This window comes from Rhodanobacter sp. G1 (assembly GCF_055397855.1).
This window is the reverse complement of record NZ_AP039674.1, coordinates 2,294,968-2,321,788: the sequence shown is the minus strand read 5'-3', so window position 1 is coordinate 2,321,788 and position 26,821 is coordinate 2,294,968. Positions and strand designations below refer to the sequence as shown.

Genomic DNA, 26,821 nt, shown 5'->3' with positions numbered 1-26,821 from the left:
ATTGTCAAGAACGTTCGAACGCCACTGGCCAATCTCCAGATTGCTGCTCAGAACGGTCGATGAAAATTTTTCCAGCTGCCGCTCCCTATCGTCTGACTAGCGGCGCAACCACTCGTCTCGGATCCTGTCGATCGCAAGATCCTTCCACTGTTGCTGCCAGAGATCCCAGTAGGGAATATCGGTCGATGCTGGGGCCACCGTGCAGACCTCGATCTGGACTACGGACGGCAGGGCGATCGATTCTCCAACCAGTAGCGCCTCACCCTGCTTGAAAGCCGGCATCTTGTCAATGAGCGTTCCCAGCGAGTCCGGCAGCAACTTGCGGACATAACCTTGGTCGACCGGATTGGTCAGGCGCATTGCGATAAAATTATTACACTGTGAAAAGATCGTCTCGGAGATCTCCGAGGGCCGTTGGCTCGCGAGGAGCAAGGTAACGCCATACTTGCGCCCCTCCTTGGCAATGCGCTCGATCGACATCTTCGACGCTCGGAATTTCGACAGTTCGCTGTTCGGCACATATTTGTGCGCCTCCTCGTAAACCAGAAGAATGGGCGCATCGTTGTTGATCTTTTCCTGCGGATCGGCGGCGCAGCGCAGGCGCTTGTAGAAGTAGCCATGCTCGAAGATCAGCCGTGAGATCAGCGAGACCGTGATGCTCAAAACCTCGAACGGGACACCGCTCAGATCGATGACGGTGACGTTGTGCTGCTTACCCGTGCTGTAGCCGAGAATGGATCGGAGCGTTTCCTCGAAAGAGATCGACTTGGATTTCTCGCCAAGGAAGAAGTCGAGGCGCCGGTCGTTGATCTTGCTCTCGAGACGATTCACAAAGTTGGTCAGTCGTCCATAGAGGCTGCCCTGCGTGAGCTTCGGCTGCCCGGCCTTCTCCTTGTTGCTCGCAGCATACACCTCGCCGCTATCGACCATCTCGGTGTTGCGATAGTTGGCGTGGGCCAGAACGTCGCGAATGTCGAACGGGAGCGGTGTGTCCAGATGGATGCGGCTCTTGTCGTCATCTCCTCCCGTGAAGTGCGCCTTACGGCTCTGGATCACGGCATCCTTAAACACGCTGCGCTGATTGTGATCATTCGCCTCTGTATCGAGGAAAAACTCCTCCAGTTCATCACCGCTAAGCATCCAGTAGGGGAGTACCAGGCTGGCGCTATCGATGAAATTCGCCTCCGGAAAGGCCGCACGATATTCTGAATGGATATCGAAAATGATCACGTGCGAGTTGTTCAGCGTGTAGTCGCCTTTCGCCCCGATCGCCTTCTGAACGATCTTTGCGACGGTGTGGGACTTACCGGAGCCCGTGGAACCGACCACCGCGATATGCTTGTTGAAGAATTTGTTCCCGTCGACGGGAACCTCGACCTCTTTGTTCGTCGCAAGCCTCGAGAAGCAGAAGCGATCCTTCACGGGCAAAGAGCTGCCATAGATCAGACGAATATCGTCGATCGTCGCCGGCTGGACCGTCTTCGGCGGGATCGCGAGGGCGTCTCCGCCGCGCTCAAACTTCTGATCCCGCAGAACGCCGAGCGGGAAAGCCTCGATTACATAGTCCTGGCTGCCGTCGTCGCGCGCCTGGATCTGGAAATTCTCAATGATGGCGACCAGTACCGCATTCTCATTGTCGGCGATCTTCAAATACGAGCCGACGCGGAGAGACTCCTCAGCGATCCTAAAATTCTCGAGGTCATCGACGACGATCTTGACTTTGTTAGGAAAGACCGCGACGACTTCCGCTTTTACATCACTCATGCCCACCCCCTAAATGATCTTGTCGATATCTTCATACTTGGGAATCTGGAATCGAATGTGGCTGATGGCACCATCACCAAAGTCTTCAACCGGCTCACTGCAGTAGAATTCGTAGATCTTGCGCGAGCGCTTGAACGATAGAAAGGTCTGCCGCGCCTCCGCCAGATCGCAGAATAGCCTCAGGGCCGGTCCGGCGGCGGCGAAGGAGGCCGGTCGGGAGATAGACCCGGCGTCGAACTGGGCTCCTTTGAAATCGTAGCCGTCGACGAAGCGAACGTCTTCGTTGTGTAGCTCCTGCTTGAGGCCGACAAGTTCGCTATCGTCAATGCCGACGAGCAGAACGTACGGCGAAAAGGGTTTTGCGTCGCGCTTGGACAGCTTGGAATATTTCCGGGAGATGGTCTTCAGAAGCGTTTTGACCGCGTTCCTACTGTAGCTGTCGCCAGCCGGATGGATGATGAAAAGCCGTTCGGCCGGGGAGACGTTGACGCCCGTTGCGAAAAACTCGTTGCGCAACCCGCGATAATATTCGGCCGTACCGAGCTTGGCGATGAACCACTCATCAAAGAGATACGATGATGTATCTATTCGTTTTATGAAGGCCGCCCTCGTTATGACACGCAGAGCCTCCTCCGGTTCGATGGCGAGTTCTTTGATGACCCGTAGGGCGCTGTTATAATAAAAGAACTCGGCTGCGAACGGCGAGCAGCCGAACTGTTTGACAAGACTCTCGATGATCGCCTGAAACTGATCCTCGAATTTCGCCGCATTCACGTCGATGGACAGACGTTTCAAGAAGTCCTCAAGCTCCGCATCACTGACACCCAGCTCTTCATGCTTTTTTATCGTTTTCTCTTTCGATGTAGTCGTGAGAAAACTGGCCTTGAGGAAACCAATATCGAATGGGAGCACCAACTTGTCCTGCCCCGACTCAAAATGGCCGCTGAGTTGGTATTGGATCGTTGGCCGACCGGCCGTGAGGCCCGCTTTGTAGTGCGCGAGCATGAACATGATCGCGGGCTTGATAATTGAATGGTTATACTCGGATTTCTCGTAGTATTTGCACTGGACGGCGGTCGTTTCCGTAGCTGTGTGGACGTCAATATCCTCAATGCATTCGATCGCCACCGAGTCATTCGCGCCGGTTAGCCCCAGGATGCTCAGGATCGAGCGATCGAACTGATAGAAATAGCCAGCAATCGTCGAAACTGCGCTCCGATCGGCCATCATTACCCCCTACGGTGATCTTCCGCGCGAACGTCACGTCCGCATTCGTTAGCCATCGAAATCCCCATTTTTCGGCCGTTCCCGTTTCTCGATGATCGCATATCCGCGATTGATGACTTCATGCTCACAACGCGATCCGATTTCCAGCGACATGTCTGAAGGCGCGATCGCGGCAGGTGAGGAGGACGACCTGCATGCGGGTCGCGGCCTCCGACAGAATCTCGATCATCGTGTCGAGACGGGCATCGTCGGAATAGACCAGCGGATCGTCGAGGATCAGCGACACGGGCTTCCCCTGCTCCAACAGCATATCGGCAAATGCAATCCGCGTGAGAACGGCAAGCTGCTCCTGTGTGCCGCGCGACAGGCTCGTGCAGCTTTCGTCCACGCCCGCACGGATCACGCTTTCGAGACCGAGATCCTCCGAAAAGGTGAGCTCGCATCCAGGCAGGAGGCGCTCGATATGACGCTTCGCCCGCGCCGCCAGCGGACCAACAAATTTGGCCGACGTCTCGTTACGGGCGGCGTCGAGGGTGCTTCGCAGCACCTTCAGCGTTTCCGCTTCATCGGTGATGCGCTGAAGAGCAAGACGAGCCGCCTCGACTTCCTCGGAGGCAGCAGCTGTCCGATCGGCGAGGCCGAGCCCGCCCTCGCTCTCGATCGTCCCTTCAAGGCGCGCGATATCGGTCTCCAGCCGCGTTCGCGTTTCCCCGGCCGTGCGCGCCCTCGCATCGATCAATTCGATCTTGCGTGTGATCGCCGCGACGTCGTGCGCAGAGGCATCGCGGAGCGCGTCTTCAACCTTGACCGAAGCCTCGGCAGCCTGCTCGCGCGCCTTGGCCAGATCTTCGGTCAGCGTCGTCCATTCAGGTCGTCGCTCGATCGCCTCAAGCGCGCTGACGGCGTTGGCAACATCGCTCGTGGCCCTGGCTTCTGCCGTCGCAAGCGGCGCTTCCTCCTGCTCGGCGCGACGCAGGGCCTCGATGGCGCTGTCCTGGGCCCCTTCGGCACGGGCTGCAGCGCTATCGGCCGTCTCCATCGCCTTCGTGAGCGCCGCGATATCGGGAAGTTCCCCCTTCCATACAGCCTCTTCCATGCCGAGCTCGGCGACGAACAGCTTGAGCGCCGCGGATCCAGCGGCAAGCTGAAGGGCATCATCGGCGGGCGTGGCCGCTTCGATGCGCGCCACCAGGGTTCGCAGATCCGCTGCGGCATCCCTGGCGATCTCGGTGCGGGCTCTCGCGGCAGCAAGATCGACGACACCGAGATCGTCGAGCGCCGTTTTCCGCTTATGAAGCGCAGACGCCAAGACCTCCGCGGCGCTGGCGGCAGACGCCGGTGGCGTGATCTGAAGCTCTGCGGCGCCGAAGCGGATATGAACCTCGCGATCAAGGCTCCGCGCGCCGAGTGCCATTGGCTCGCCATCGATCGTGATGCCGTCCGCTGAGCCGGACAACGCAATCCGGGTCGCGCCGGCGTTCACCACCGCCTGCGCTTCCGCAACGGTGCGATCATGCGCTTCAAGCGACGTGAGTACTTTCGGGGCGATCGTCGTGTCGGAGAGCGCCTTCGCGGCGCTATGTTGTTCCTCGAGCTTCAGGAGGTCGGCATGCCGCCGGCGCGCGGCCTGGATCGCTGCACCGCGACGGCTTTGTCGGATCCGCTCTTCGCCTTCAGCCAGGGCTGTTCGCGTGGCATGGCGGTCCGTGCGCGCGGAATCGAGCGCGGTGCGCGCATCTACGACCTTCTGCTTCGCCGCCGACAATATGTCGGCAACCCTGAGACGCTGTTCACTTGCCTGGGTCAGCGCGGCGTCCGCTTTCGTCCGGGCCAGCGTCGCGTCGTCGTGGCGCTGCCGAAGGTCCGCGAGCGCCTTCACCTTGCCGTTGACCGCTTCCTGCTCGGCACGACGGGTTGTGAGGATCTGGGCCGCCGCTCGTGCGATATCGAGCGAAGCAACCAGGCCGCTACGCGTCTGGGCGTCTGTGTTGTCCGCCATCTCGCGCTGGATGATCTTCAGGCGGCCGCGAGCCGCCTCGACATCTGAGAAGCTGCGCTCCAGCGTGGCCAATCGATCCGCGGCTTCGCGCGCCGTGGTCTCGGCGGCTTCGAGCCGCTCACGCGCGTCGGTTTGCCGGCCACGCTTCTGGCCCGTCGGTGTCCAGTAGAGCTCATATTGAGCTTCGACCCGATCCCTGACACGGCGATAGGCAGCGCCGCCCATGATCGACCCGACTTCCGCCTCAAGCGTCGAGGTGACGCTGTCGCGCACGATCTGGCCGGGCGCGGTCACGGACATGGCCTCGGTCTGGGCGACCCAAAGCAAACCAAGCGCGCCATAGGTCGCGACATCGCCGCCCCGGCTCGTGTCCCGGACCGAACCGAGCAGCGCATTCAAGCGCGCCTCGGCCTCCTCCCCTTGCGCACGGCCCTGAGGCCCCGAGACCTCGACCGATGCGCTGCGCAAGAAATGCTTGGTCACCGACCAGGGCGCGCCATCGACATCGAAAGCGACCTCGACCTTAGGACCGACCGCATCGCCATGTGGGGCGAAGGATTGGGCCAGCTGATTGCGCGTGTTGAAGCGGACGAAAAAGGCCGCGCGCAAGGCCTCGAGAAGCGTCGACTTGCCCGTCTCATTCGGCTCGATGACGACGTTGAGGCCGTCGGTGAGGCCCTCGATCACGACGGGTGCGCGGAATTTCCGGAAATTCTCCACCGCGATGCGACGAATGACGAGGCTCATGCCGACTCCTCCCGGCTATATTCGACGAAGAGGCGCTCAAGGGCCCGCTTCGCGACAGCCGCATCCTCGCCGTCGCCTTCGATCCTGGTATTAAGCATCGCCGCCGCCGCCCCGAGCATGCCCTCGACGGCCAGGTTCGCAATGTCTTCTTCGCTCGGCCGCCCCACCAGATCATTCGCGCGCACGTCGAGATACCGCAGCTGATGGCCGATATCGTTTTCGAGCCTACCTAGCATACCAATCCGGTCGCTGAGACTCGTGATACCAGCCAGCGTCAGGCACAAAAGCGTTGTGGGCGCGTCGATCGCGCCGAGGAGCAATTCGCACTCGGCATCGAACGCTGCCTGGTCACTAACCATCCAGTCCCGCAAAAGCCATTGGAAGCGGCCCGTGCGGATCGGCGTGACGGCTGGCTCCGCACCGGTGGACAGCTCCACGACGAGGGCCTGTCCGGGATCGTCCCGCTGGAAGCGGTCGACTTCGGGCGTACCGGCATACCAAGTGCGACCATCGACGCGGAGTGCCCCATGCCAGTCACCGAGCGCCAGATAGTCGAGGCCCGATCGGCGTGCGCGATCGGGAGCGATCTGGTTCTTCGTTTCGCCTTGCGAGCCAAAGTCGCGGATCGAACCGTGTGCGAGGCCAATACGCAGGGTCGCGCCGGGCGTCTCCATGGAGTCGAAACGGGCGGTTGGATCTTCGAGATTATGGCGATGCTCAAGCGGTGCGGGCAGCAGCCAAACGCCGGGGTTCATCTCGACCGGCTCGGGCGTCGACAAGATGACGATGTTCTCGCTCGCCCGTTGACGGACGCGATCCCATAATCCGCCGTTGCGCGCGAAATCATGGTTGCCTGGAAGCAGCCACCAGCGACAGCTGTGACGACTCATCCGGGATATAGCTTGGATAATCGTCCGGTCCTCCGGCCCTTCGGTGTCGAAGATGTCGCCGGCAACGACGACGTGCTTTGCCCCGTGTTCGAGCGCTGTGCGCCCAAGTGTGTCGATTGCCTCGAACCGCGCCTCGCTAAGGCCGGCCCGGACTTCGGGCTCGAAGCGTCGATACGGTTTGCCGAGTTGCCAGTCAGCAGAATGGATGAATTTCAAAATACTTCCCCCTGGTCAGGCGCTCCAGATCCTCGCTAGGCGCGAGAAGTTCTCGGCCGCCGCCGGCTCGATCTTAACCGGCAGGACGATGTTCGGCACACACAAATATCCTGTCGCCCCTTCGCTGGTTTTCAACCCCGCTAGGCATAGCGATTAACGCGTCAGGCGCTCGCGCGTCCCGACCAAGCAAGGGCCGCCTGCAGTACGACGTGGGCTTCTTTTATGAGTGCCACGTCGCGCTCCCACTGGCCATCCGGCCCACCACGGAATTTCTCGCCATGCAGGTAGTTATTTCGCACTCGGCAAACGCCTTGGATAATTAACTCGTACACGTTCGTTAAGGGCGCGGGTATTTCAGGTGCCCACACAAGGTCGTTCATCAGCCGACGCGGCGGCTCGCCGATCAAGGTCTTAGCGATGCCATTGTCGACGACCGCGGCGAAGAATTCTGGTCCGAGATCGCGGGCAAACGCATCCCAATCGGCCTCGGCAGTCTCCTTGTTTAGCCGAATCCGGCCGGATCGCTTCAAAGCGTATTCGGCATCGCCGAACTCTCTCGCGAAGGCTCCTGCGACGACGTAGGGATTGTCCAACGAAATCCTCCAAGCCTGATCCGTTATCCGGCTAAACGTTGTGTGCCGGCATACACTGCAAACGACTTTCTGAATGACCGCTTTGGGTCGATTCTGTTGAAAAACTCGCTTGAAGCGGCGCGGTGAAGCTGGTCCACTGACATCCCATCGATCGAGCGGGAAGTGGCGCGATGATGGGACGTCAGGAGGCGCAACAGGCGCCGTTGTTCTACACCTTCAACCTCGAGGGCCACGTGCCCGCCGATCATCTGTTGCGCGGCATCGATCGGTTCCTCGATCTGAGTGAGCTGCACCAGCATCTAGCGCCGCACTACAGCCCTACGGGACGCCCTTCCATCGATCCGGTGCTGCTGATCCGCATGCTGATCGTGGGCTACTGCTCCGGTATCCGTTCCGAGCGCCGGCTGTGCGAGGAGGTGCACCTGAACCTGGGTTACCGCTGGTTCTGCCGGCTGGGTCTGGAAGACAAGGTACCCGACCACTCGACGTTCTCGAAGAACCGGCACGGCCGCTTTCGCGACAACGACACCCTGCGGTTCGTCTTCGAGAAGGTGCTGGCGCGTTGCTTGGCGGAAGGCCTGGTCGGCGGCGAGGGCTTCGCTGTCGACGCCAGCGTCGTCAAGGCCGATGCCAGCCGCCAGCGTGGCGTGCCCGGAGAAGATGCCGAATGGAACCGGGAGTCGCCCTTGGCGCGACCGGTGCGTGAGTACCTGGAGGCGCTCGATGCGGCCGAGGAGCCACGCGCAGCGCCCAAGAACATTTCGCTGACCGACCCGGCGGCGCGCTGGACAGCAGCACCGGGTGGCCCGGCGTTCTACGCCTATTCCACGAACTATCTGATCGACACCAAGGCCGGGATCATCATGGACGTGGAGGCCACACCGGCCCACCGTACCGACGAAGTCAACTCGACCCGCACTATGGTCGAGCGCGTCGAGGATCAGCTCGCCATCAAGCCGAAGTACCTGATCGGCGATACCGCTTATGGCACCGCGCAGTTGCTGGGCTGGATGGTCGAGGAGAAGGCCATCGAGCCGCATGTCCCGGTCTGGGATAAGAGCGAACGCTCCGATGGCACCTTCTCGCGAAGCGACTTCCAGTGGTGTGAGGACGCCAACGAATACCGCTGTCCGGCCGGCAAGGCCTTGCGGAGTGACCGGCGACGATTCACGGTGCCCCGATCAGGCGTGACCAAGGCTGACACCATCATCTTCCGGGCGAGCACCAGCGACTGCGGCGAGTGCCCAATGAAAGCCAAATGCTGTCCGAACACATCGATGCGCAAGATTGCGCGTCAGCGCCACGAGGCGGCGCGTGACGTGGCCCGGCAACTTTCCAAAACGCCCCGGTATGAGCTATCGCGACGGCACCGCAAGAAGGTCGAGATGCTGTTCGCCCACCTCAAGCGCATCTTGCGTCTGGACCGCCTTCGGCTACGGGGGCTGAGGGGTGCCCGGGATGAATTCCTGATGGCCGCCACCGCGCAAAATCTGCGAAGGATGGCCGCCTGGTTGATGCCGATGCCGCAGGAAGCAGAGGTAAGGGTGCCTATCTGAGCGATGTGGGCGCCTGCGTCTCGAAAATGTGGTGTCGATGCGAGTCAGATCCGCATCGAAGACGAGCGGTTTTGCCGGCAGCTGCTTCCAACGAGGAGTTTTTCAACAGAATCGGTCGGTTTCGGTCGGTCGATTTAAACCCGTAGCTGACCATATTGGCCGGCGAATTGGTCATCGCCGATCGATCGGCTGATGTATCCGATCCGATGCTCGGAACTGACGGTGGCGATCACGCCGCGGTGCTACAAGGTGTCACGTCAGCGGATAAAGGCGGCCCGCCCGTCGAAACGTGCCTGTTCGCCCAGTTCATGCTCGATCCGCAGTAGCCGGTTGAATTTGGCGGTACGTTCGCCACGACAACCCGCTCCTGCCTTGATCTGGCCGCACCCCAGCGCGACAGCCAGATCTGCGATGAAGGTGTCCTCGGTATCGCCGGAACGTTGCGATACACAGCAAGCGTAGCCGGCTTCCTTCGCCTGCGCCGCGCAATCCAGGGTCTCGGTCACCGTGCCGATCTGGTTGGGCTTGAGCAGTATGGCGTTGGCAACTCGTTCGGTGATGCCGCGCCGGAGCCGGTCAGGATTGGTGCTGAAGATGTCATCGCCAACCAATTCGACCTGATCGCCAATTCGGGAGTACAGGGCGGCCCAACTATCCCAGTCGTGTTCGGAAAGCGGATCCTCAAGCATCACGATCGGGTAGTGCTGCACCCAGTCTTCCCATAGCGCAATCATGGCCGCACTGGTGCGCTCGATCTGGCTGGACTTGAAGAAACGATAGCGGCCGTGATGCCACATTTCGCCAGTAGCCGGATCTAGGGCGAGCGAAATGTCGCTCCCGGTCCGGTATCCGGCGCGATGGATGGCCTTGAGGATGAATTCCATCGCTTGCTCGTTGCTGTGCAGGTCCGGAGCGAAGCCGCCCTCGTCGCCGACGCCTGTCGACAGGCCGTGTTCCTTCAGCAGCGCACGAAGGGCATAGGACACTTCTGCTCCCATGCGTATCGCCTCGGAAAAGCTTGGTGCATGGTGCGGCACGATCGCGAATTCCTGGAAGTCGAGGGTATTGTCAGCATGCCGTCCCCCATTGATGACATTGAGGCACGGCACGGGCAGTAGCGTGGCATCCGCGCCGCCCAGGTGGCGATACAACGGCTCGTGTGCGGCCTGGGCACAAGCGCGGGCATAAGCGATCGATACGGCGAGGATGGCATTGGCACCCAGGCGACTCTTGTGTGGTGTGCCATCCATTTCCCGCAAACGCTGATCGAGCGAGCGCTGGTCGCCGGGATCAGTGCCAACCAGCACGGCGGCCATCTCCCCGCGTACATTCGCGACGGCCTTACGCACGCCCATGCCCCCGTAACGGCCTGGATCCCCGTCCCGCAACTCGACGGCTTCGTGCATGCCGGTGGATGCACCGGAGGGGACCAGCGCCAGCCCAGTGGAGCCGTCTTCCAACTGTAAGCAGACTTCCACGGTGGGATTGCCGCGGGAATCCAGAGCTTCAATGGCGTCCAATCGGCTGATACGCATGAGGTTGCCTCCAGAGCCGGGTCGCGATGGGGTGTCCTGCCTCTTGTTAGTGGACGCCAAGTGACCTTAGTCGAAGTGTCTTAGCAGTGGCGCGGGCTTCCAAGCGGCTATTGACGCCACCATGGCGAACTGGTCGACTATGCTTGATGTCGGGAGATGGCATACCTCCCTGAACCGCCGTAAGGCTGATGATGCCTACCATCCCGAATCCTCGGGTGGTGGCAGTGCGAACCGCCCCTCGATCCGGATCTTGATTTCGGCAGGTGGCGACGTGCACCCAAGAACTCTCCGATTTCCTGTCTGGTTGGTGGTCCGCATACGGCCGCATTTCTGCCGTTCGCATCCACGCATAGCGGGCGACGACGCGTTCCGGCCGAGAAAACTCGTTTGCCATGTCGACGAACCTCGTCACCGGGAGGCACCATGCAAGGCTATTCGCTTCGTTTCTACATGCACGAGAACCAGAAGCACCGCGGCATACTGTTGTACGAGTGGCTTCTGGAACAGGCAAAGAAGGCAAAGATCCACGGCGGCTCGGTGTTCAAGGCGATCGCCGGCTACGGACGGCACGGCGTGTTGCACGAACAGCACTTCTTCGAACTGGCTGGCGACATGACGGTGCTTGCGGAATTCATCGTCAGCGAGGACGAAGCCACCAAGCTGCTCGCTATCATTCATGAGGATGGCGCGCCATTGTTCTGGGCGAAATTCCCGGCAGAGTTCGGTATTGTCGAGAACGAATAAAGGCATGCCGTTTCACCCATCGATGCGTGCGGAACGGGCCAGCAATCGCAGACAGGTCCATGGCGCGCGCCAGAGCACGCGTGGCGGGAGGTCGGTTGCCGAGATATCGGCCTGGTGCCCTGCAATCAAGGTGGCCAGTACGGTGAAAGCCTTGCGCCGGACACGATGGTTTCGGTCCCCAAGGCGCTCGACCAGCCACTGCTGACGGCTTGGTAAGGGATAGCGCAAAAGGCAGGCCGTTGCCGCCATTCTGACTTGGACGTCGTCATGGCCAAGCATGGTCTCCAGCCATGGTGCGACAGGTTGGCGCCAGCGGAAAAGCGCCTCGGCCAAGTCGTCAGGTGAAATACCACGCACGATGTGGTGCAGGCGTTCTGCCGCATCCCCCGCCTGGCCGAGCATGATGTCGAGCAGGGCTCGCCGCGAAGTTGGGTTAGGGTAGTGGACGTTGCCGTAGACATCCGTTTCCTCATTCGCCTGCCAGGCGCGCACCAGCGGTTCAATGGGCCGGCCAGGGATGCTGCGCAGGTGTTCGCGGCAGGCCGCTGCCAGTTGTTCATCGGTACCGAGTGCCCCATGGGCAAGTGCTGATGCAACGGCATCCGCATCGCCAGGCGTCGTCTCGCCCATGCTCAATGCCGCAGCGGCGCGAACAGGCGAACAGGGATGGCGAAGCGCCTGCTGATGTGTTTCTGGCGGTGGTCGCTCCGCTGCGACTCGCAGCCAGAGGAATGCGCGGATCAATGCCAGGCGTGTGCGGGATGTGTCGGTATCCCCGCAGAGCCACGCTGCGATCGCCGCCAGGACGTCCGGCGTGCTTTCTGGGCGCAATGCGTGCAGGGCTTCGGCGGCAGCCTCTGCGAGCACGTCGTCCACGAGCAACGCGGCTATTGAGGGAGCCAGCGCATGCAGGCGGAGTTTGCCGGCGGCGCGCAAGGCCGAAGGCAGACGTTCGCCATGCACGCCGAAAGCCACATCGTCGGCTACGGCCGCACTCCATTGTTCGGCCAGGCCGGCCACGGCAGCGTCCTTGACGCGATATTCCGACTCCGCCAGGGCAGGTGACAGGTTGTGCAGCGGGTTGTCGTGCAGCAACCGGCGCAGACGCTCGGCCACGCGTGGATCGTGCAGCCGGGAGAGCATGCGTACGGCGAGTTCGCGTGGCTGGGAAACGAGCTGCGGTCCGCGATCGAGGTAGGCAGACAACGGGCCGATGGCGGCATGGCCGAGGATGAGGATGCCTTCGATCGCGCGCTCCGGATTGGCCAGATCATCGATCCAGTCCGCGACTTGCTCATCCAGCGCGAGCGCGCCTCCGGATGCCATTACGCCGTGACTCCTTGCTGGTCGTCACCTTTCAGCAGCGTGTCGAGATGGTGCAGGTCGGCTTCCAGTGCTGCGCGGTCGTTCGCTGCCGATAGCGTTGGTGTGTCTTCGAACGACTCCATCGCATGACGCCGCAGTTGTCGTACGGTTTGGTCGAGCCAATGGCCGAACTCGCTGGCATAGGCGTCGAAGCTGCTCTGCAGTTCCGAATTCCAGCGTCCCTGCAGTTGTCGCCGCAGCCATGCGCGGCGCCATGGCACCAGGGCTGCGCCGGTGGTCACAGAGCCTTCCGTCAGTGTTGCGGTGAACGGTGGGACGCCGCGCAGGGCCTGTACCGCGGCGGGGGAGGCGATGCGCGAGGCGATCTCGCGCAATTCGCCAAGAACGTCGCGGACCACCGCATCGGCAAGGCTGGCTGCACGGCCTGCGAGATTGCCGGCGTCCAGGGTGATGGCGGCAGGCGTCTGTGTAACGGCCTCCTCGACGATCACGTCGGAACCGCGTTCGGCCAGGTCGCGCACGAGATTGCGCAGGCGCCGATTGGTGTCGTCGAGGCTCGCCAGCGTGCTGCCGTGCCGCTGTGCCTCGCTGGCCGCTGCCGGTGTCGTTGCTGTGGCTGGCAGTTCGGCCAACGCCTGGCGTAGCGTAATCTGCACGCGCGTGGCCAGTTCGGCGATGCGGTGACGGTGGCGTTCCGAGGCTTTTTCGGCAGCGCGTTCCAGTTTCGGGCGCAGCACGTCGTCGCGCCAGGTCTCAAGCTCGCTGCGATGGGCGTCCTGCACGCTGAGCGCAGCCACTTGCACCGGCGATTGCAGGGCTTCGGTCAGTGCGTGTTCGATGTAGCGGCGCTGTTGGGTGAGCGCCTCCGCGCCGATAGTATCGGCCTTGGTCAGCACCACCAGCCAGTCGGCGCCGCCATCGCACAACGCGCGCAACAGGTCGAGATCCTGCGGCATCAGCGTGGCGGCTGCATCGACGGCGACGATGCCAAGATCGCAGCGCGGTAGGTAGTCCAGCGCATGCGCGGAGGCGTTCGCATGCAGTGAGCCGAGGCCGGGCGTGTCGGTGAGCACAATGCCGTGTTCGAGGATAGGCGCTGGGAAGCTCACATCCACCTCGCGCAACCGGCGCCGGTTGCCGGGATTGCCTGTCTCGTCGATGTAGTCGTGCAGTTCACCTGGGGCGATAGCCTGCACGTGGCCATCGATGTCCAGCGCGCGCACATCGACCGTGGCGCCATGACGCAAGCGCGTCACCACCGAGGTAACGGGTACCGCACCCACCGGCAATAGCGGTTGGCCGAGCAGGGCATTGACCAGCGAGGATTTGCCGCTGCTGACCCGGCCGAGCAGGGCCACTTCCACGCGGTCACCGTGCTCGCGCGCGAGCAGCGCCTCGACGCGGCTGCGGTATTCGAGCAGCCGGTGGTTTTCCACGATGCCGGCCAGCACGTCCAGCAACGCGTCGCCGCTACCGTCCGCGGGTAGGCGCAGCGGTTCGCGACGCAGTTCGCCTGCCATCGTATCCAGCAACACGCCCAGTTCGGCAGCTAGCGCGCGACAAGCCTGCTCGTCGTCGGTGTCGAGCGGTCCGTAGCCACGTACGTAACGAGGGCGCAGCTCGTAGGCGGCGTTGCGCACCATCGCCAAGCGAGCCTCGTAGCCCCGGGTGACCTCGATGACCGAGTCACCGGGATAGGCGATGCGGTAGGTATCCATGAAACGCCGCATCGCCGCGCGCAAACGTGCCTGCTGGGCGTGCAGGGCGTCGATGCGTTCCTGTGCCGGAAAGTCACGGTAGCGGGGAAACAATGCATCCGGTTCGCCGTCGTGCAGCAGTTCCACCGCCTCCTGCACTTCGTGCTCGACATGGCGCAGTAGGTTCTGCAGGTAACGACGATGGTTGTCGGTGAACATGCCGTCTCGTCAGGCGAGTCCCAGCGCGAGGATCAGTATCAGGAGGATGCCCACCATGCCCAGGTAGACGTTCATGTGGCCGGACTGCAACGGCCCCAAGGCACGCGCCAGTCGCCGCACAAAACGCGTGGGTGCACGGAAGATCGCTGCCTCGAACAGCGGAGAAACGCTGGCGTTATGGGTCATGCGCTGCACGAAATACGCCTGTCCCTCGCGCTCGACCTCGTCGGCTGGTCGGTAGACGAAGCTGTAGAAGGTGCGCATCGCATTGGAGAAGCTCAACGCGGTCGTGCGCCCGTGCGCCGGTCGCGGCAGGCCGCCGTACCACGCTGGTGCATGCCGCGGGCGATGGCGCGCTCGCGCGATGGCCAGCAGTGTCAGCGGTAGCAGGGCCAGCAGCGGGCAGACGATCACTAGCAGCGTTGGCGAGATGAAGGCAAAGGTGTTGGTCAGCGGTACCAGGATCAGTCCGTCGTGCAGCGGTGCCGCAGGCATGTCGGCAAAACGCACATGCACGGCCCCGTCCACCGCTGGCAACCACCACGGCATGCCAACGGCCAGCGCCAGCACACCCAGACCCAGCAGGCCGCTGGCCAGGGCGTAGCCTGGGTCGACTCCGGCGCCGCTGCTCGTGCGTCGCCCATCGCCGAGTATCCCAAGGCCGCATACCTTGACGAAGGTGGCGAAGGCGATCGCGGCGGTGAGCGCCATGCCCGCGCCGGCCAGCGACAGAGTCAACCGCCCCGGCATGCCGGCAAGATGGAAGCCTTGGAACAACGTTTGGAAGGTGAACCACTCGCTGACAAAGCCAGCCTGTGGCGGCATGGCCGCCAAGCTCATGGCGGCGAACACCACACCGACACCGAGCAGCCATGGGCTACGCCGCAGCAAGCCGCGTTGTACCAGGTTGTAACTGCCAGTCGCACCCCAGGCGCCATCGGCGGCCAACATCAGTGCACCTTTCGCCAGAGCGTGACCGGCGAGGTGCAGCAGCGCCACGGCAAAAGCCAGTGCAGCCAGCGGAAGTTGGCTCTCGCCGCGGAACAGCCGGCTGGCACCCAGCATGGTGACTGCAATGGCCGCATTCTCGGCGCTCGAGAAGGACAGCAGTCGTCGCCAGTCGTCCTCCTGGAAGGCATACAGCACGGTGAGGATGGCGCTGAACACGCCAACGGCGATCGTGACCACCGCCAGCAACACGTCGCCCGGCAGCCACGCCACGAATGCCCGCGCCAATGCGAAGAAGGCTGCGTTGAGCACGATGCCCGACAGCAACGCACCGCTGGCGCCGCTGCCCTGGCCATAAGCGTCGGGATACCACTCGTAGAACGGAAGCAGTCCCAGCTTGGCGCCAAAGCCGATCAGCAGCAGTACACCCACCGTCACCAGGCGCCAGCCGGTGAAACTTGTGCCCGCGCTGGCAAAGTCCGCAAAGTCTAGGCTGCCGGCACTGTGCGAGAGCATCAACATGGCTGCCAACAATGCGACGGCTCCCACTTCGAGCAATCCCAGCATGAACAGCAGGCTGCGGCCATCGCGCGTGGGTCCCAGCCGTTCGCCGATCAGCAGCACCGCGCCACCAAGGCTCATCACCTCCCATGACACCAGGAAGCTGGCAGCGTCCTGCAGACCAAAACAGCCCAGGGCACCCAGCAGGCAGCAGGCAGCACCGGCCCCCCAGCTTCGCCAACGCGGCGAGGGCGTACCCAGCGCGGTGGCAAAGAACGCGGCCAGCGCGCCGAACAACAGCAACCACGAGGCATCCGGTTCCAATGCAAAGCGCAGACGACCGGCGACGCCCCATGGAGCCAGCAGTACCGGCGTGGCCGCACCTGACGCGAGTTGCCACAGCGTGGCGAGGATCACCAAAAGCACCCCGAGCGCCAGTGCGATACGCGCCACCGCGCGTCCGCGACCGGCGCAGGCCAGCAACAACGCCAGCAACCAGAGTAGGACGGCTGCCAGGAGAAGCAGTTCAATCCGCATGCATGCGCCCTCCATGGATGCGTTGTGGTTTGCGTTCGAGGAGCAGCAGCAGCGCATCGATGATGGCGGCGGGATTGGGTGGGCAGCCTGGCAGCCACACGTCCACCGGTAACACGCCTTCGAGTCCGTGGCCGCTGGCGTAGGTGCCCGCGCTCACGCCGCCGCACACCGCACAGGTGCCGCAGGCGAGCACGCGACGGGGTTCGGGCATGGCCTCCCAGGTGGCCAGCAGTGATTCGTGCATCGCCGCGGTCACCGTGCCGGTGACCAGCAGCAGGTCGGCGGCACGCGGCGAGGGCGTGAAGAAGATGCCCAGGCGGTGCAGGTTGTAGAACGGATTGACCAAGGCCTGCAGCTCCGATTCACAGCCGTTGCAGGAACCGGCGTCGACATGGCGAATGTGCAGGCTGCCGCGGAAGCTGGATTCGATGCGTGAAGCCAACGCCTGCACAGGTGGCGTATCGGCATCCAGCGACCAGCGCAGGTCCTCGCGCTCGCGTACGCCAAAAGCCCATTCATGGCTGCTCTGCAGGGTACCGGAGGGGCAGCTCTCCACGCACAGCTGACAAGCGACGCAGCGGCCGTAATCGAGTTCGGCGAGATGCCCTCGCGTATCGAGCCGAATCGCCTTGGTCGGACACACCTCGGCACAGGCACGGCAGTTGTCATGGCATGACTGGGCGCTGATACCTGGCATGCCATAGCCGCCCTGTTGACCGTCGTCGCCTTTGGCACCATCTGGCCAGCGCGTGGTGGCGATGCCCTGGGTTAATCCTCGCAGTGTCCACAGTGGCATGGGATCTCCTAGCGATCGCAGCCGGCGATGCTGAGGCCAAAGCTGGCCTCGTTGATGGCGAAGTCCATCATGTTGGTGCGGTGTACCGTGAACGGAAATACGCGCCAGTTGGAGAACGAAGGCGACTTGATCTTCACCCGCGCCAACCGGCCGTCGGCACCGACGTGCACCGCGTAGAACAACGAGCCGCGCGGCGACTCGGCCCAGCCCAGGCCTTCCGCGCCTGGCGACGGCCGGCATTCCGCACGGATCGGGCCATCGACCAGCGTCGGTACGAGGGCATCGAGCAGTTGAAAGCTGGCGCGCAGCTCAGCCGCACGCACTTTTGCGCGGGCATAGGCGTCTCCTTCCTCCGCCAGCGGCACATCCAGCGTGTGCCATGCATAGGCGGCGTAGGGATGATCGCGGCGCAGGTCACGATCGAGTCCCGAGGCGCGTTCGACCGGACCGGTGGCGCCTTGGTCGAACGCCACCTGGCGGGTCAGTACGCCCGTGGTGATCAGGCGGTCGAGGTAGCTGGTGGTGCGTTCGAGTTGTTCCAAGTAGCCGTTCACTTGCTCGCGCAGCAGGTACATCGCGTGGAGGAAGTCGCCAGGCAATGCGATGTCGCGGCGCAAGCCGCCGGGAGTGAGCAGGTTGCGCAGGAAGCGGCTGCCGGTGAGGCGCCCGTTCAACTGCTTGACACGTTCGGACAGCAGCACCCCCTCGGCATGGCCAACCTTGAGCGTGGTGGTGTCGGCGAGGTGGCCGAAGTAGTACAGGTGGTTGTACAGCCGCTCCAGTTCGGCCAGCACCGAACGCAACTGTTGTGCGCGCTTGGGAACCTCGCAGCCAGCGGCGTCTTCCACCGCCTGGCAATAGGCCAGGGCATGGGCCACGCTGCCAGTACCTGATACGCGTTCGGCCAGCGTGGCGCTGTTGCAGGGATCCCGTCCCTCGAAGGCGCGTTCCATGCCGCGGTGCTTGAAGAACAACCGCGGCTGGTAGTGCAGGATCGCCTCGCCGATATAGAAGAACAGGTGTTGTGCGGATTCGACCACGCCAGCCCGTACCGGGCCCGAGCTGAGCAACTGCACGTCTTGGCCATGGATTTCCGGCACATGGCCAGGCGCGTGCAGGCAAGCCTGCACATCGTGGGCATTCACCAGAGGAGCGTCTTCCGTCCAACCTCCAGCGACCAGCGGGTAGGGCATCGGAAGACCGTCGAAGCGTACGCCGTACAGATCCTGGATCTCGCGTTCATACCAGCTGAGCAGCGGCGTCTGTGCGGTCAGGCTGGGCAAGGTGGGCGTGGCCGCGGTGCAGCACCAAAACTGGAATGGCTGGTTGGCACCGGGCGAGCCCAGATACCGCACCTGCACGCGATCCGGCTGCGGAAACCAGGCATACGCCATCTGCATGCGGCCGCCCGCAGCAAGCAAGTGGTCAACCCGGCCAGCCAACGCCGATGGAAGCACGGTGAATTTTTCCGCCGCACCGTTCATGGCGTGGCTCCCAGTCCGGCGGCAATGTGCTGGTACAGCACCGTCCATGCCGCGGGCCACCACACGCCGAGGACCAACAGGGGTGCCAATGCCAGCGCCATTGGCCAGGTCCGCCACAGGTTGCCGGAAGCCTCGTCCGACACGGACGGCGCCGGGGGCGACTCTAGGTACATGGCCCGGAAATGATTGAGGAAGGCGATGAAGATCACGATCAGCAGTACCAGCATCACGATGGCCGCCCACAGATACGTCCCGGTCCAACCGGCGCGCAGTATGGTGAATTCGCTGAGGAACAGGCCGAACGGTGGCGCGCCGGTGATTGCCACCGCGCCGCACAGCCACAGCCAACCCGAAACCGGAAACACGGACAGGACATCGCGGATGTCCCGGATGCGCTTGCTGCCGTAGCGGTGCATCGCGTTGCCGGCGCCGAAGAACAGCAGCGGTTTGCACAGCGAATGGTTGAGCATGTGGTACAACGCGCCGGCGATACCCAGTGGTCCGCCGAAGCCGAAGCCCAGCGCCAGCACCCCCATGTGCTCGATGCTGGAATAGGCCATCAACCGCTTGATCTGTTTCTGCCGCACGATGAACAGCGCGCCCACCAGCAGCGACAGCACGCCCAGCACCACCAAGGCGGTATGCGGCAGCAGGCCTTGGCCAGCGGCGTCAGTGGCGGCCAGGAAGCGCACGATGCCCAGCATCGCGGTGTTGAGCAGCGCGCCCGAGAGCATCGCCGACACCGGCGCCGGGCCCTCGCTGTGTGCGTCGGGCAACCAGGTATGCATGGGTGCCAGGCCGACCTTGGTGCCATAGCCGATCAGGGTGAACAGGAAGCCGAGCTTGAGCAGCACCGGCGGCATCTTCGGCGCCGACTGTGCCAGCGATTGCCAGGTGAGGTTGTAAGACTCGCCCAGCACGAAGCTGCCGCCCCAGTAGAGCAGGGTGGTACCGAGCAGGGCGAGGCTGATGCCGGCCGACACCACGATGATGTACTTCCATGCCGCTTCCATGCTCTCCGCGCTGCGCTCGAAGCCGACCAGGAAGGTGCTGACCAGCGTGGTCAGCTCGATCGCGATCCAGTACACGCCGACACTGTTGACCAGCGGCGCGAACAGCATGGTCAGCGCGAAGCCGGCGTGCAGCGCGTAGAACACGGGCAGGCGGCGATCGCCCGCCTCGTCATGGCGCATGTAGCCGATCGCGTAGATCGAGGAGAGCAGGTAGACCACCGCCACGCACAGCACCACCCACGCGCCGAGCGGATCGAGCAGCAGGTAACCGTGCAGCATCTCGCGCGGCGCATCGAGACCAAACGGCAGCGGCAGCGCGATGGTCAACACGACCAGGCTGGCCAGCAGGTTGAGGTATTCCGAGACGCGCGGGCGACGCACGGCCAGGCCGACCACGATCGGCAGCAGCGGCGCCAGCAACAGGATGGCAATGCGCACTTCCATGTTTACCCCGTCAGCCGGTTCAGTTCGCGACTGCTGGTGCTGCCGATGTGCGCCAGCAGGTAGCGCACCAGCACGCCGAAGCAGGCCACTGCCACCAACAGGTCGAACAACAGGACTAGCTCGATCATCAACGGCATGCCCGGCACCAGGATCTGGCTGCCGAGGAAGATGCCGTTCTCCAGCACCAGCAGGCCGAGAATGTGGCTGATCGCCTCATGCCGCAGCGTGAGCATCTGGAAGCCGATCAGCTTCATCGAGAACATCACGGTGAGCGCCAATACCACGACGTTGGAGGCGAGGCCGAGTGCGGAAGTGACATGCACGGCCACCAGGAAGGCAAAGATCACCAGCGCTGCGCCGAGGACCAAGCTGCTCGAGGGGCTGACAATCTCGTGCAGTTCGCGCTGCGCCGGCAGCTGCCGCAGGATGCGCAGGATCAGCCATGGCAGCACCAGGCCACGAAAAAGCACGGTCAACGCGCCCACCGCGTACAGTTCGTGATAACCGCCGTAGTAGCCGATCAGTGCGGAAAGGATGCCGATCAACCACGACTGCACGCCGAAGGCCAGCATGTAGTCCTTTAGCCAGCGCGAGCCCAGCATCACGAAGGCCAGCAGCAGACTGCCGATGACCAGCAGGCTGAAAAGGGCGGCGGCGAGCGGGGAAAGGTGGGCGGCAAGCATGGCGGTCACCGGATCTGATTGGCGACGATGGCCAGGATGGCCAGCATGAAGGCGGCCGCCAGCGGCTCCTGGTAGCGGTAGAAGCGCAGGCGGGACTGCGCCGTCTCCACCAGGATCACCGCGCACGCCACGATGCCGAACTTCACCAGGATGCCGAGCACCGCACCGCCGATGCCGGCCACCGTGCCCTGGTGCGAGAGTCCCCAAGGCAGCAGCAACACCTCGCAGAAGATGGTGTAGAGGATGAACTGCTTCATCATCGACGCCCACTTCAGAAGCGCCAGCAGCGGACCGGAGTACTCGAGGATGCGCGCCTCCTCGATCATGTACACCTCGATGTGCGTGCTGGAATGAATCGGCAGGCGGTCCGTCTCGGTCAGCAAGAGCACGAAGAAGGCAGCCACCAGAAAGAGGTGGGTCGGTCCCAGGTACACCTCCGGGTGGGCCACGAGAAGGTGATTCACCACGAATGGCAACATCGCGTGTGCCATCAGGGTGATACCGACGAACACCAGGATCAGTGTGGGCTCGGCGAGGATGGTGATCATCACCGTGCGACTGGCGCCGATGCCGCCATAGGCGCTGCCGGTATCCAGCGCCGCGAGGTTCACGAAAAAAGTGCCCAGGGTGAGGATCAGGCCGCCGCCGAGGATGTCACCCATGTCCGACAGGGGCAGGGGATAGTCGGTCAACACCGGAATCAGGATCGGTACCGTGAGCATGGCCGTGAACGACACGATGGGCGCGGTCCAGAAGATCCAGCTTGCCGTGTCGGGCACCACCAGTTGCTTGCGGAACAGCTTGCGCAGATCGCGATACGGTTGCAGCAACGATGGGCCGCGTGCCCGTTGCACGCGTTCCTCGTAGCGATGGATGAACCCTTGCAACAGTGGGGACAGCAGCAGCACCACCAGCACCTGGGCGGCTTGCGTCGCGATGTCGCGCCACATGGTGGCAAAGCCTCAGTATGGCCGCCGACGGAATGCCGTGATGCGCTGAGGTCTGACGAGCCTGGCGGGCCGGCGCAAGCCGGCAGCCGCTACGGCGCCAGAGAGGACGAGCAGGGATGACAGGACGATACAGGTCATGACGAAGCTCCAGGGCTGGAAAGCCGGATCGATCACTAGCCTGTAGGTGTCATCAGCCCTGAGGGCAGTCGAAGGCGGACACCATCGCCCCGTTGCGATGCAAATTAGCACGAATGCTTGCGCGCAAGGAATCCTTTCGCGCCGAAAAAAGCGGGATCTTCGTGAAGGCGGCGTGGAAGGCCATGGCCCGCGGATCGAGGTTCTTGCCGGCCCTGGGCGACCCCGATATTCTCGGATCAGGGAGATGGCATTCCTCCCGGCACGAAGTAACCGCCGCAAGGCTAATGATGCCTACCAAACGCGCGAATGCACGCGCGCCTCGGTAGGTTTCGCCCGGCGAATCCCGCTCAGGTACGTCTGTGTTTCGCGCACGGAAACCATTTCGCGCGGAGTGCATTCATGCCCATTTGCCACTGGATTACCACTGTCATCCTACCTGTGCCGACCCGCTATGGCCTCCAGTTTGAGGGGGTGTGGCCGTGAGCATGGAGCGCTTTCGCCTGCGCGCCGAGCGCCTGCTGGACAAGGCCGACGTACGCCTGGATGGGGTGCGTGCCACGGATCTGGCGATCCATGACGATCGTGTGTTTGCACGCACATTCGCTCACGGCACGCTGGGTTTTGGCGAGTCCTACATGGACGGCGACTGGGATGCCGAGGACATGCCGGGTCTGTTGAGCCGCTTGCTTGCGGCGCGGCTCGACGAGCAACTGCACAATGTCGAGACGTTGCTGCTTTGGGCGCGCGCGCGTTTCCTCAACATGCAGCGCGGACGGCATGCCTACACCATCGGCCGGCGTCACTACGATCTCGGCAACGACCTCTTTGCAGCCATGCTCGGCCGGAGGCTGGTCTACAGCTGCGGCTACTGGGCATCGGCCGAGGATCTCGATGCGGCACAGTGGGCCAAGTTGGACCTAGTCTGCCGCAAGCTTCAGTTGCGCCGCGGTATGCGCGTGCTCGACATTGGGTGCGGCTGGGGCGAGGCGCTGAAATTTGCCGCCGAGCATTATGGCGTGAGCGGTGTCGGCGTCACCATTTCAAGACAGCAGGCCGATTATGCGCGGAACCTCTGCGCGGGCCTGCCCGTCGAGATCCGGTTGCAGGACTATCGCAGCCTTCACGAGCCGTTCGATGCCGTGTTCTCCATAGGCATGTTCGAGCATGTAGGAGCACGCAACTACAGCCACTACTTCGATGTGGTACGCCGCTGCCTCGCGCCGGATGGATTGTCGCTGCTGCACACCATCGGCACCAACCAGATGCCGGATCGCCCTGATCCGTGGATCGAGCGCTACATTTTCCCCAACTCGCAGGTGCCAGCTATGAGCCAGGTCGCCAAGGCATTGGAAGAGAAATTCGTCGTCGAGGACTGGCACAACTTCGGTGCCGACTACGAGCGAACCCTGCTCGCATGGCTCGCCAACTTCGATGCCGCCTGGCCCGGGTTGGCCACACGCTACGATGAGCGATTCCGGCGCATGTGGCGGTTCTACCTTGCTGCTTCGGCAGCCTCTTTCCGTACCCGCCGCGATCAGCTTTGGCAGGTTACCTTGTCGTCACAGGGCGTTTGCGGTGGCTATCGGGTACCGCGCTGAGGTCGATATGGCTTGACACCCTAGCGTGCGTCCCAGATCATCTAAACCAAGGGAGATGGCATTCCTCCCGGGCCGTGCCCAATCGCCGCAAGGCTGATGATGCCTATCGAACGCGCCAGTCCCGTGGCGTGGTGTTGCGGTAGGCGCTTTCTCTCTCCCGCGATCCTGCGTTTCGACTCTGGCGTCCGATAGACGACGGCACCGGAGTCGAGCCATGCGCTTGCCCTGCAAAACTGATGAAACCCCACCCCATGCGGGATGGATGCCACGGACGGCACATGGACGTATGCCCCGTCCCACGGCTGCTGCCGATCGGGCTTGGGTATCCGCAACGTCCTGCGAGTCGAGAACGAAAAGACATAGCGTTCCCTGTATGACGCGACTCCGCGAGGAGCCGCTGCCATGACGACTCGAATCCTCGCGGTCTATAACCGCTCCCCGCTGGGCGATCTGGCGGTCGAGACCGCTTTCCAGTTTGCGCGTACCTGCGATGCAGCCGCACTGATCGTGTTGGCTGTACCCGAGGCGCCAGGAGACGCCAAGCAGCGCGAGGTGTTGCACGACGATTTGCTGCTGTTCGTCCATCTCGGCCAACGCCTGGGCATCGCCGTGGACGGCGAGATGATCGATGCACCAAACGCGGAACAACTCGCCCTGGAAATACTGCGCAGACGAGTCGATCACGTGATCATCGTCGAACCCGCCGAAAAGGGGCACGGGGGCACTGCGGAATACATGTCGGCTCTGGATACTGCGGCAGGAGCAACGGGTGCCACCACGATCGTAGTGCGTGAGGAAAGCCCATGAGCGCCAGCAATGAAGCCGTCATACTGACGTTGCGGTCCGAACACAATGCTCTCCGCGCGCGTCGCGCACTGCGTTTCGTCGTCATGGTCGGGATCGTCAGCCTGTTTGCCGACATGACCTACGAAGGAGCGCGCAGCATCAATGGCCAGTTCCTTGGTGTGCTGGGTGCCAGCGGATTCTGGGTTTCGGCCATCGCCGGCATGGGCGAGCTGACCGGCTACGGATTGCGCATGTTCACCGGTTGGTTGGCCGATCGCACGGGCCGTTACTGGGCCGTCACTATTGCGGGCTTTGCGGTAAACCTGCTGGTAGTTCCGTTAATGGCGCTGGCTGGGCATTGGCAGGTTGCCGGCTTGCTCATCATAGGTGAACGCATCGGCAAAGGCATCCATACACCCGCACGGGACGCCATGCTGTCGCATGCGGGACGTAGCCTCGGTAGCGGTTGGGCGTTTGGTTTGCACGAAGCACTGGATCAGACCGGTGCCACCGTAGGCCCTTTGCTGGTGACCCTTGTGCTTTTCCTTCACCGTGGCTACCACGCAGCCTATGCACTGTTGCTGTTGCCCGCAGTCTGCGCGTTGTCCGCCTTGTTGCTGGCCCGCGTCGCCTTTCCCACGCCCCGCGATCTGGAGCCACCGCTGCATATACCGGTGGTGAATTCGAACCGGCGCTTCCTGCTCTACCTGATAGGCACTTCGCTGGTGGCAGCGGGCTTTGCCGACTATTCGCTGATCGCTTTCCACGCCCATGCTACGCGCGTGCTGGCCGACATCTGGATCCCGCCGCTGTATGCGCTTGGGATGGTGGCCGCAGCGGTCAGCGCATTGGCGTTTGGGCGTTTGTTCGATCGTTACGGCGTAGTGGCTCTGCTGTTGGCGACTGCGCTGTCCGCGTTGTTCGCGCCATGCGTCTTTCTGGGTGGCCCTGCATGGATCGTCGCAGGTGTCGCGCTATGGGGTATTGGCGTGGGTGCGCACGAATCGGTGATGCGTGCCGCCGTTTCGCGCTTGTTTCCGCCGGACCGGCGCGCCTCGGCTTTTGGGGTGTTCAACGCCGTGTTCGGCGTGGCCTGGTTCCTGGGAAGTCTGGCACTGGGATGGGCTTACGAACATGCGCTGTGGGGTGTCGTTGCACTGTCGATCGCGTTGCAACTCCTCGGCATGCCATTGCTGCTCTTTGCGCGGTCACCTGAATCATCGCTTCCACTTTTCCCAGGGAGAAATACACCATGACCACGATCTTGCTGATTCGCCACGGAGAAGTGGCCGGCATCACACCACCGCGCTTTCGCGGTCGCGAGGATCTGACGCTGACCCCTCACGGCATCCGCCAGACTGAACTGGTGCGTGATGCCATTGCCCTACGCTGGATACCCAATGCGGTGTACTGCAGTCCGCTCACACGCTGCGTGCGGACTGCAGATGCCATCGGTGAGCCGTTTGGCCTGGATACGCGAACGCATCAGGGTCTGAACGATATTAGCTACGGTGCTTGGCAGGGCATGACGGTGACCGAGGTGGCGCAGCGCTGGCCCGAGGAATTGCAGCGCTGGCACAGCTCGCCGCATTCCATGCGCATACCCGGCGGCGAGACGCTGCAGGAGGTACAGGCACGCGCGGTCGATGCCTTGCAGGCCATCCTTCATGCGCACCACCATGGAACGGTCGTGATAGTGGCGCACGACAGCGTCAATCGCATCCTTCTTGGGCATGCGCTCAGCCTTCCGTTGAGCGGCTATTGGTCATTGTCGCAATCCCCCTGCGCGATCAGCGAGATCACTTTCGCCGACGACCGTTTCATCATCCACTCCATCAACGAAACCCTGCACCTCAGCGAGTAATCAGCCATGGCTCTCGATCTCATTTCACCCGGCCCGGATGTCCCCAACGCGATCCACTCGATCATCGAGATCCCGATGGATGCGGATCCCATCAAGTACGAAGTGGACAAGGAAAGCGGGGCCATCTTCGTTGACCGCGTGCTTTCCACGCCGATGCGCTACCCCTGCAACTACGGCTACATGCCGGGCACGCTGTGCGGCGACGGCGATCCGCTCGATGTGCTGATCGTGATGCCCATCCCGTTGATCCCGGGTTCGGTGATTGCGTGCCGGCCGCTCGGCGTGATGGACATGAGCGACGAGAACGGCGAGGACACCAAGCTGATCGCGGTGCCGGTCACGCGCGTCTTTCCCGGTTACGCGCACTATCAGGTGCTGGCCGACGTCCCGGAAACCACCCGCAACCGCATCCAGCATTTCTTCGAGCATTACAAGGATCTGGAAAAGGGCAAGTGGGTACGATTCGAGGGCTGGCGCGACGTGGCGGAGGCGCGCGAGGAAATCATGGCCTGCATCGAACGGTATCAAGCACACAAGCGGGCGGCCTCCGACTGACCGCCCGCGTT

At 62.8% G+C, this 26,821-nt stretch carries 21 protein-coding genes and 4 riboswitches; of the genes, 7 read left to right on the top strand and 14 right to left on the bottom strand.

The annotated features are described in order from the left end of the window. Positions 1-96: 96 nt before the first annotated feature. The 5 genes from ACZ5Z2_RS10520 to ACZ5Z2_RS10500 form a co-directional block, all read right to left on the bottom strand. Complete coding sequence (locus tag ACZ5Z2_RS10520) at positions 97-1,764, bottom strand: ATP-binding protein (RefSeq protein ID WP_464758510.1); 1,668 nt, start codon at positions 1,762-1,764, stop codon at positions 97-99. 9 nt (positions 1,765-1,773) lie between these two features. Continuing rightward, a complete protein-coding gene (locus tag ACZ5Z2_RS10515; RefSeq protein WP_464758508.1) occupies positions 1,774-2,994 on the bottom strand; it encodes a DUF4297 family anti-phage-associated protein in 1,221 nt (406 codons plus the stop codon). A gap of 121 nt (positions 2,995-3,115) precedes the next feature. Then, entirely contained in the window at positions 3,116-5,737 is a 2,622-nt protein-coding gene (locus ACZ5Z2_RS10510; RefSeq protein ID WP_464758507.1) for an AAA family ATPase, read from the bottom strand. Then, positions 5,734-6,843, bottom strand: coding sequence for a metallophosphoesterase family protein (locus ACZ5Z2_RS10505; protein WP_464758506.1), 1,110 nt, complete (start codon positions 6,841-6,843; stop codon positions 5,734-5,736). Before ACZ5Z2_RS10505 ends, ACZ5Z2_RS10510 begins: the two co-directional genes overlap by 4 nt. Before the next feature lie 161 nt (positions 6,844-7,004). Then, complete coding sequence (locus ACZ5Z2_RS10500) at positions 7,005-7,436, bottom strand: hypothetical protein (RefSeq protein WP_464758505.1); 432 nt, start codon at positions 7,434-7,436, stop codon at positions 7,005-7,007. A gap of 170 nt (positions 7,437-7,606) precedes the next feature. On the opposite strand from ACZ5Z2_RS10500, the gene ACZ5Z2_RS10495 reads away from it, so the two are divergent. Beyond that, the gene (locus ACZ5Z2_RS10495; RefSeq protein WP_464758504.1) at positions 7,607-8,992 is read left to right on the top strand and encodes a transposase; all 1,386 of its coding nucleotides are present in this window, start codon (positions 7,607-7,609) and stop codon (positions 8,990-8,992) included. Positions 8,993-9,249: 257 nt separating this feature from the next. Here ACZ5Z2_RS10495 and eno read toward each other — a convergent pair whose 3' ends face one another. Further along, positions 9,250-10,527 carry a phosphopyruvate hydratase gene (gene eno / locus ACZ5Z2_RS10490; protein ID WP_464758503.1) on the bottom strand — a complete coding sequence of 426 codons (1,278 nt, stop codon included), beginning with the start codon at positions 10,525-10,527 and terminating at the stop codon, positions 9,250-9,252. Between the two features lie 143 nt (positions 10,528-10,670). Then, positions 10,671-10,732: riboswitch (Fluoride riboswitch) on the top strand. 218 nt (positions 10,733-10,950) lie between these two features. On the opposite strand from eno, the gene ACZ5Z2_RS10485 reads away from it, so the two are divergent. After that, on the top strand, positions 10,951-11,271 hold the full coding sequence (locus tag ACZ5Z2_RS10485; RefSeq protein WP_464758501.1) for a DUF190 domain-containing protein: 321 nt from the start codon (positions 10,951-10,953) through the stop codon (positions 11,269-11,271). 12 nt (positions 11,272-11,283) lie between these two features. On the opposite strand, the gene ACZ5Z2_RS10480 is transcribed toward ACZ5Z2_RS10485, so the two are convergent. Genes ACZ5Z2_RS10480 through ACZ5Z2_RS10445 form a run of 8 tightly spaced genes read right to left on the bottom strand, consistent with a single transcriptional unit; the run spans position 11,284 to position 21,869 of the window. After that, positions 11,284-12,597: a hypothetical protein gene (locus ACZ5Z2_RS10480; RefSeq protein WP_464758500.1), complete on the bottom strand. Its 1,314-nt coding sequence runs from the start codon at positions 12,595-12,597 to the stop codon at positions 11,284-11,286. Continuing rightward, positions 12,597-14,513 (bottom strand): dynamin family protein, encoded by a 1,917-nt coding sequence (locus ACZ5Z2_RS10475; protein ID WP_464758499.1) that lies wholly within the window; start codon positions 14,511-14,513, stop codon positions 12,597-12,599. Before ACZ5Z2_RS10475 ends, ACZ5Z2_RS10480 begins: the two co-directional genes overlap by 1 nt. A 9-nt stretch (positions 14,514-14,522) precedes the next feature. Next, complete coding sequence (locus ACZ5Z2_RS10470; protein WP_464758498.1) at positions 14,523-16,499, bottom strand: proton-conducting transporter transmembrane domain-containing protein; 1,977 nt, start codon at positions 16,497-16,499, stop codon at positions 14,523-14,525. Next, positions 16,489-17,295 (bottom strand): NADH-quinone oxidoreductase subunit B family protein, encoded by an 807-nt coding sequence (locus tag ACZ5Z2_RS10465; protein WP_464758497.1) that lies wholly within the window; start codon positions 17,293-17,295, stop codon positions 16,489-16,491. The genes ACZ5Z2_RS10470 and ACZ5Z2_RS10465 overlap by 11 nt, the downstream gene beginning before the upstream one ends. A gap of 8 nt (positions 17,296-17,303) precedes the next feature. Next, positions 17,304-18,779, bottom strand: coding sequence for a hydrogenase large subunit (locus tag ACZ5Z2_RS10460; protein ID WP_464758496.1), 1,476 nt, complete (start codon positions 18,777-18,779; stop codon positions 17,304-17,306). Further along, positions 18,776-20,236, bottom strand: coding sequence for a proton-conducting transporter transmembrane domain-containing protein (locus tag ACZ5Z2_RS10455; RefSeq protein WP_464758495.1), 1,461 nt, complete (start codon positions 20,234-20,236; stop codon positions 18,776-18,778). The genes ACZ5Z2_RS10460 and ACZ5Z2_RS10455 overlap by 4 nt, the downstream gene beginning before the upstream one ends. Positions 20,237-20,238: 2 nt before the next feature. Next, a complete protein-coding gene (locus ACZ5Z2_RS10450; protein WP_464758494.1) occupies positions 20,239-20,919 on the bottom strand; it encodes a hypothetical protein in 681 nt (226 codons plus the stop codon). 5 nt (positions 20,920-20,924) lie between these two features. Beyond that, a complete protein-coding gene (locus ACZ5Z2_RS10445; RefSeq protein WP_464758492.1) occupies positions 20,925-21,869 on the bottom strand; it encodes a respiratory chain complex I subunit 1 family protein in 945 nt (314 codons plus the stop codon). A gap of 174 nt (positions 21,870-22,043) precedes the next feature. Beyond that, a riboswitch (Fluoride riboswitch) is annotated at positions 22,044-22,105 on the bottom strand. Positions 22,106-22,238: 133 nt separating this feature from the next. After that, positions 22,239-22,308: riboswitch (Fluoride riboswitch) on the top strand. A gap of 184 nt (positions 22,309-22,492) precedes the next feature. Here ACZ5Z2_RS10445 and cfa point away from each other — a divergent pair. From cfa to ppa, 5 genes are all read left to right on the top strand, one after another. Then, the gene (cfa, locus tag ACZ5Z2_RS10440) at positions 22,493-23,605 is read left to right on the top strand and encodes a cyclopropane fatty acyl phospholipid synthase (protein ID WP_464761693.1); all 1,113 of its coding nucleotides are present in this window, start codon (positions 22,493-22,495) and stop codon (positions 23,603-23,605) included. A 42-nt stretch (positions 23,606-23,647) separates the two neighbouring features. After that, positions 23,648-23,718, top strand: a riboswitch (Fluoride riboswitch). A gap of 289 nt (positions 23,719-24,007) precedes the next feature. After that, on the top strand, positions 24,008-24,412 hold the full coding sequence (locus tag ACZ5Z2_RS10435) for a hypothetical protein (protein ID WP_464758491.1): 405 nt from the start codon (positions 24,008-24,010) through the stop codon (positions 24,410-24,412). Beyond that, the gene (locus ACZ5Z2_RS10430) at positions 24,409-25,647 is read left to right on the top strand and encodes an MFS transporter (protein ID WP_464758490.1); all 1,239 of its coding nucleotides are present in this window, start codon (positions 24,409-24,411) and stop codon (positions 25,645-25,647) included. The genes ACZ5Z2_RS10435 and ACZ5Z2_RS10430 overlap by 4 nt, the downstream gene beginning before the upstream one ends. Beyond that, a complete protein-coding gene (locus ACZ5Z2_RS10425) occupies positions 25,644-26,255 on the top strand; it encodes a histidine phosphatase family protein (RefSeq protein WP_464758489.1) in 612 nt (203 codons plus the stop codon). Before ACZ5Z2_RS10430 ends, ACZ5Z2_RS10425 begins: the two co-directional genes overlap by 4 nt. A 6-nt stretch (positions 26,256-26,261) precedes the next feature. After that, on the top strand, positions 26,262-26,810 hold the full coding sequence (gene ppa, locus ACZ5Z2_RS10420; protein WP_464758487.1) for an inorganic diphosphatase: 549 nt from the start codon (positions 26,262-26,264) through the stop codon (positions 26,808-26,810). Positions 26,811-26,821 lie beyond the last annotated feature (11 nt).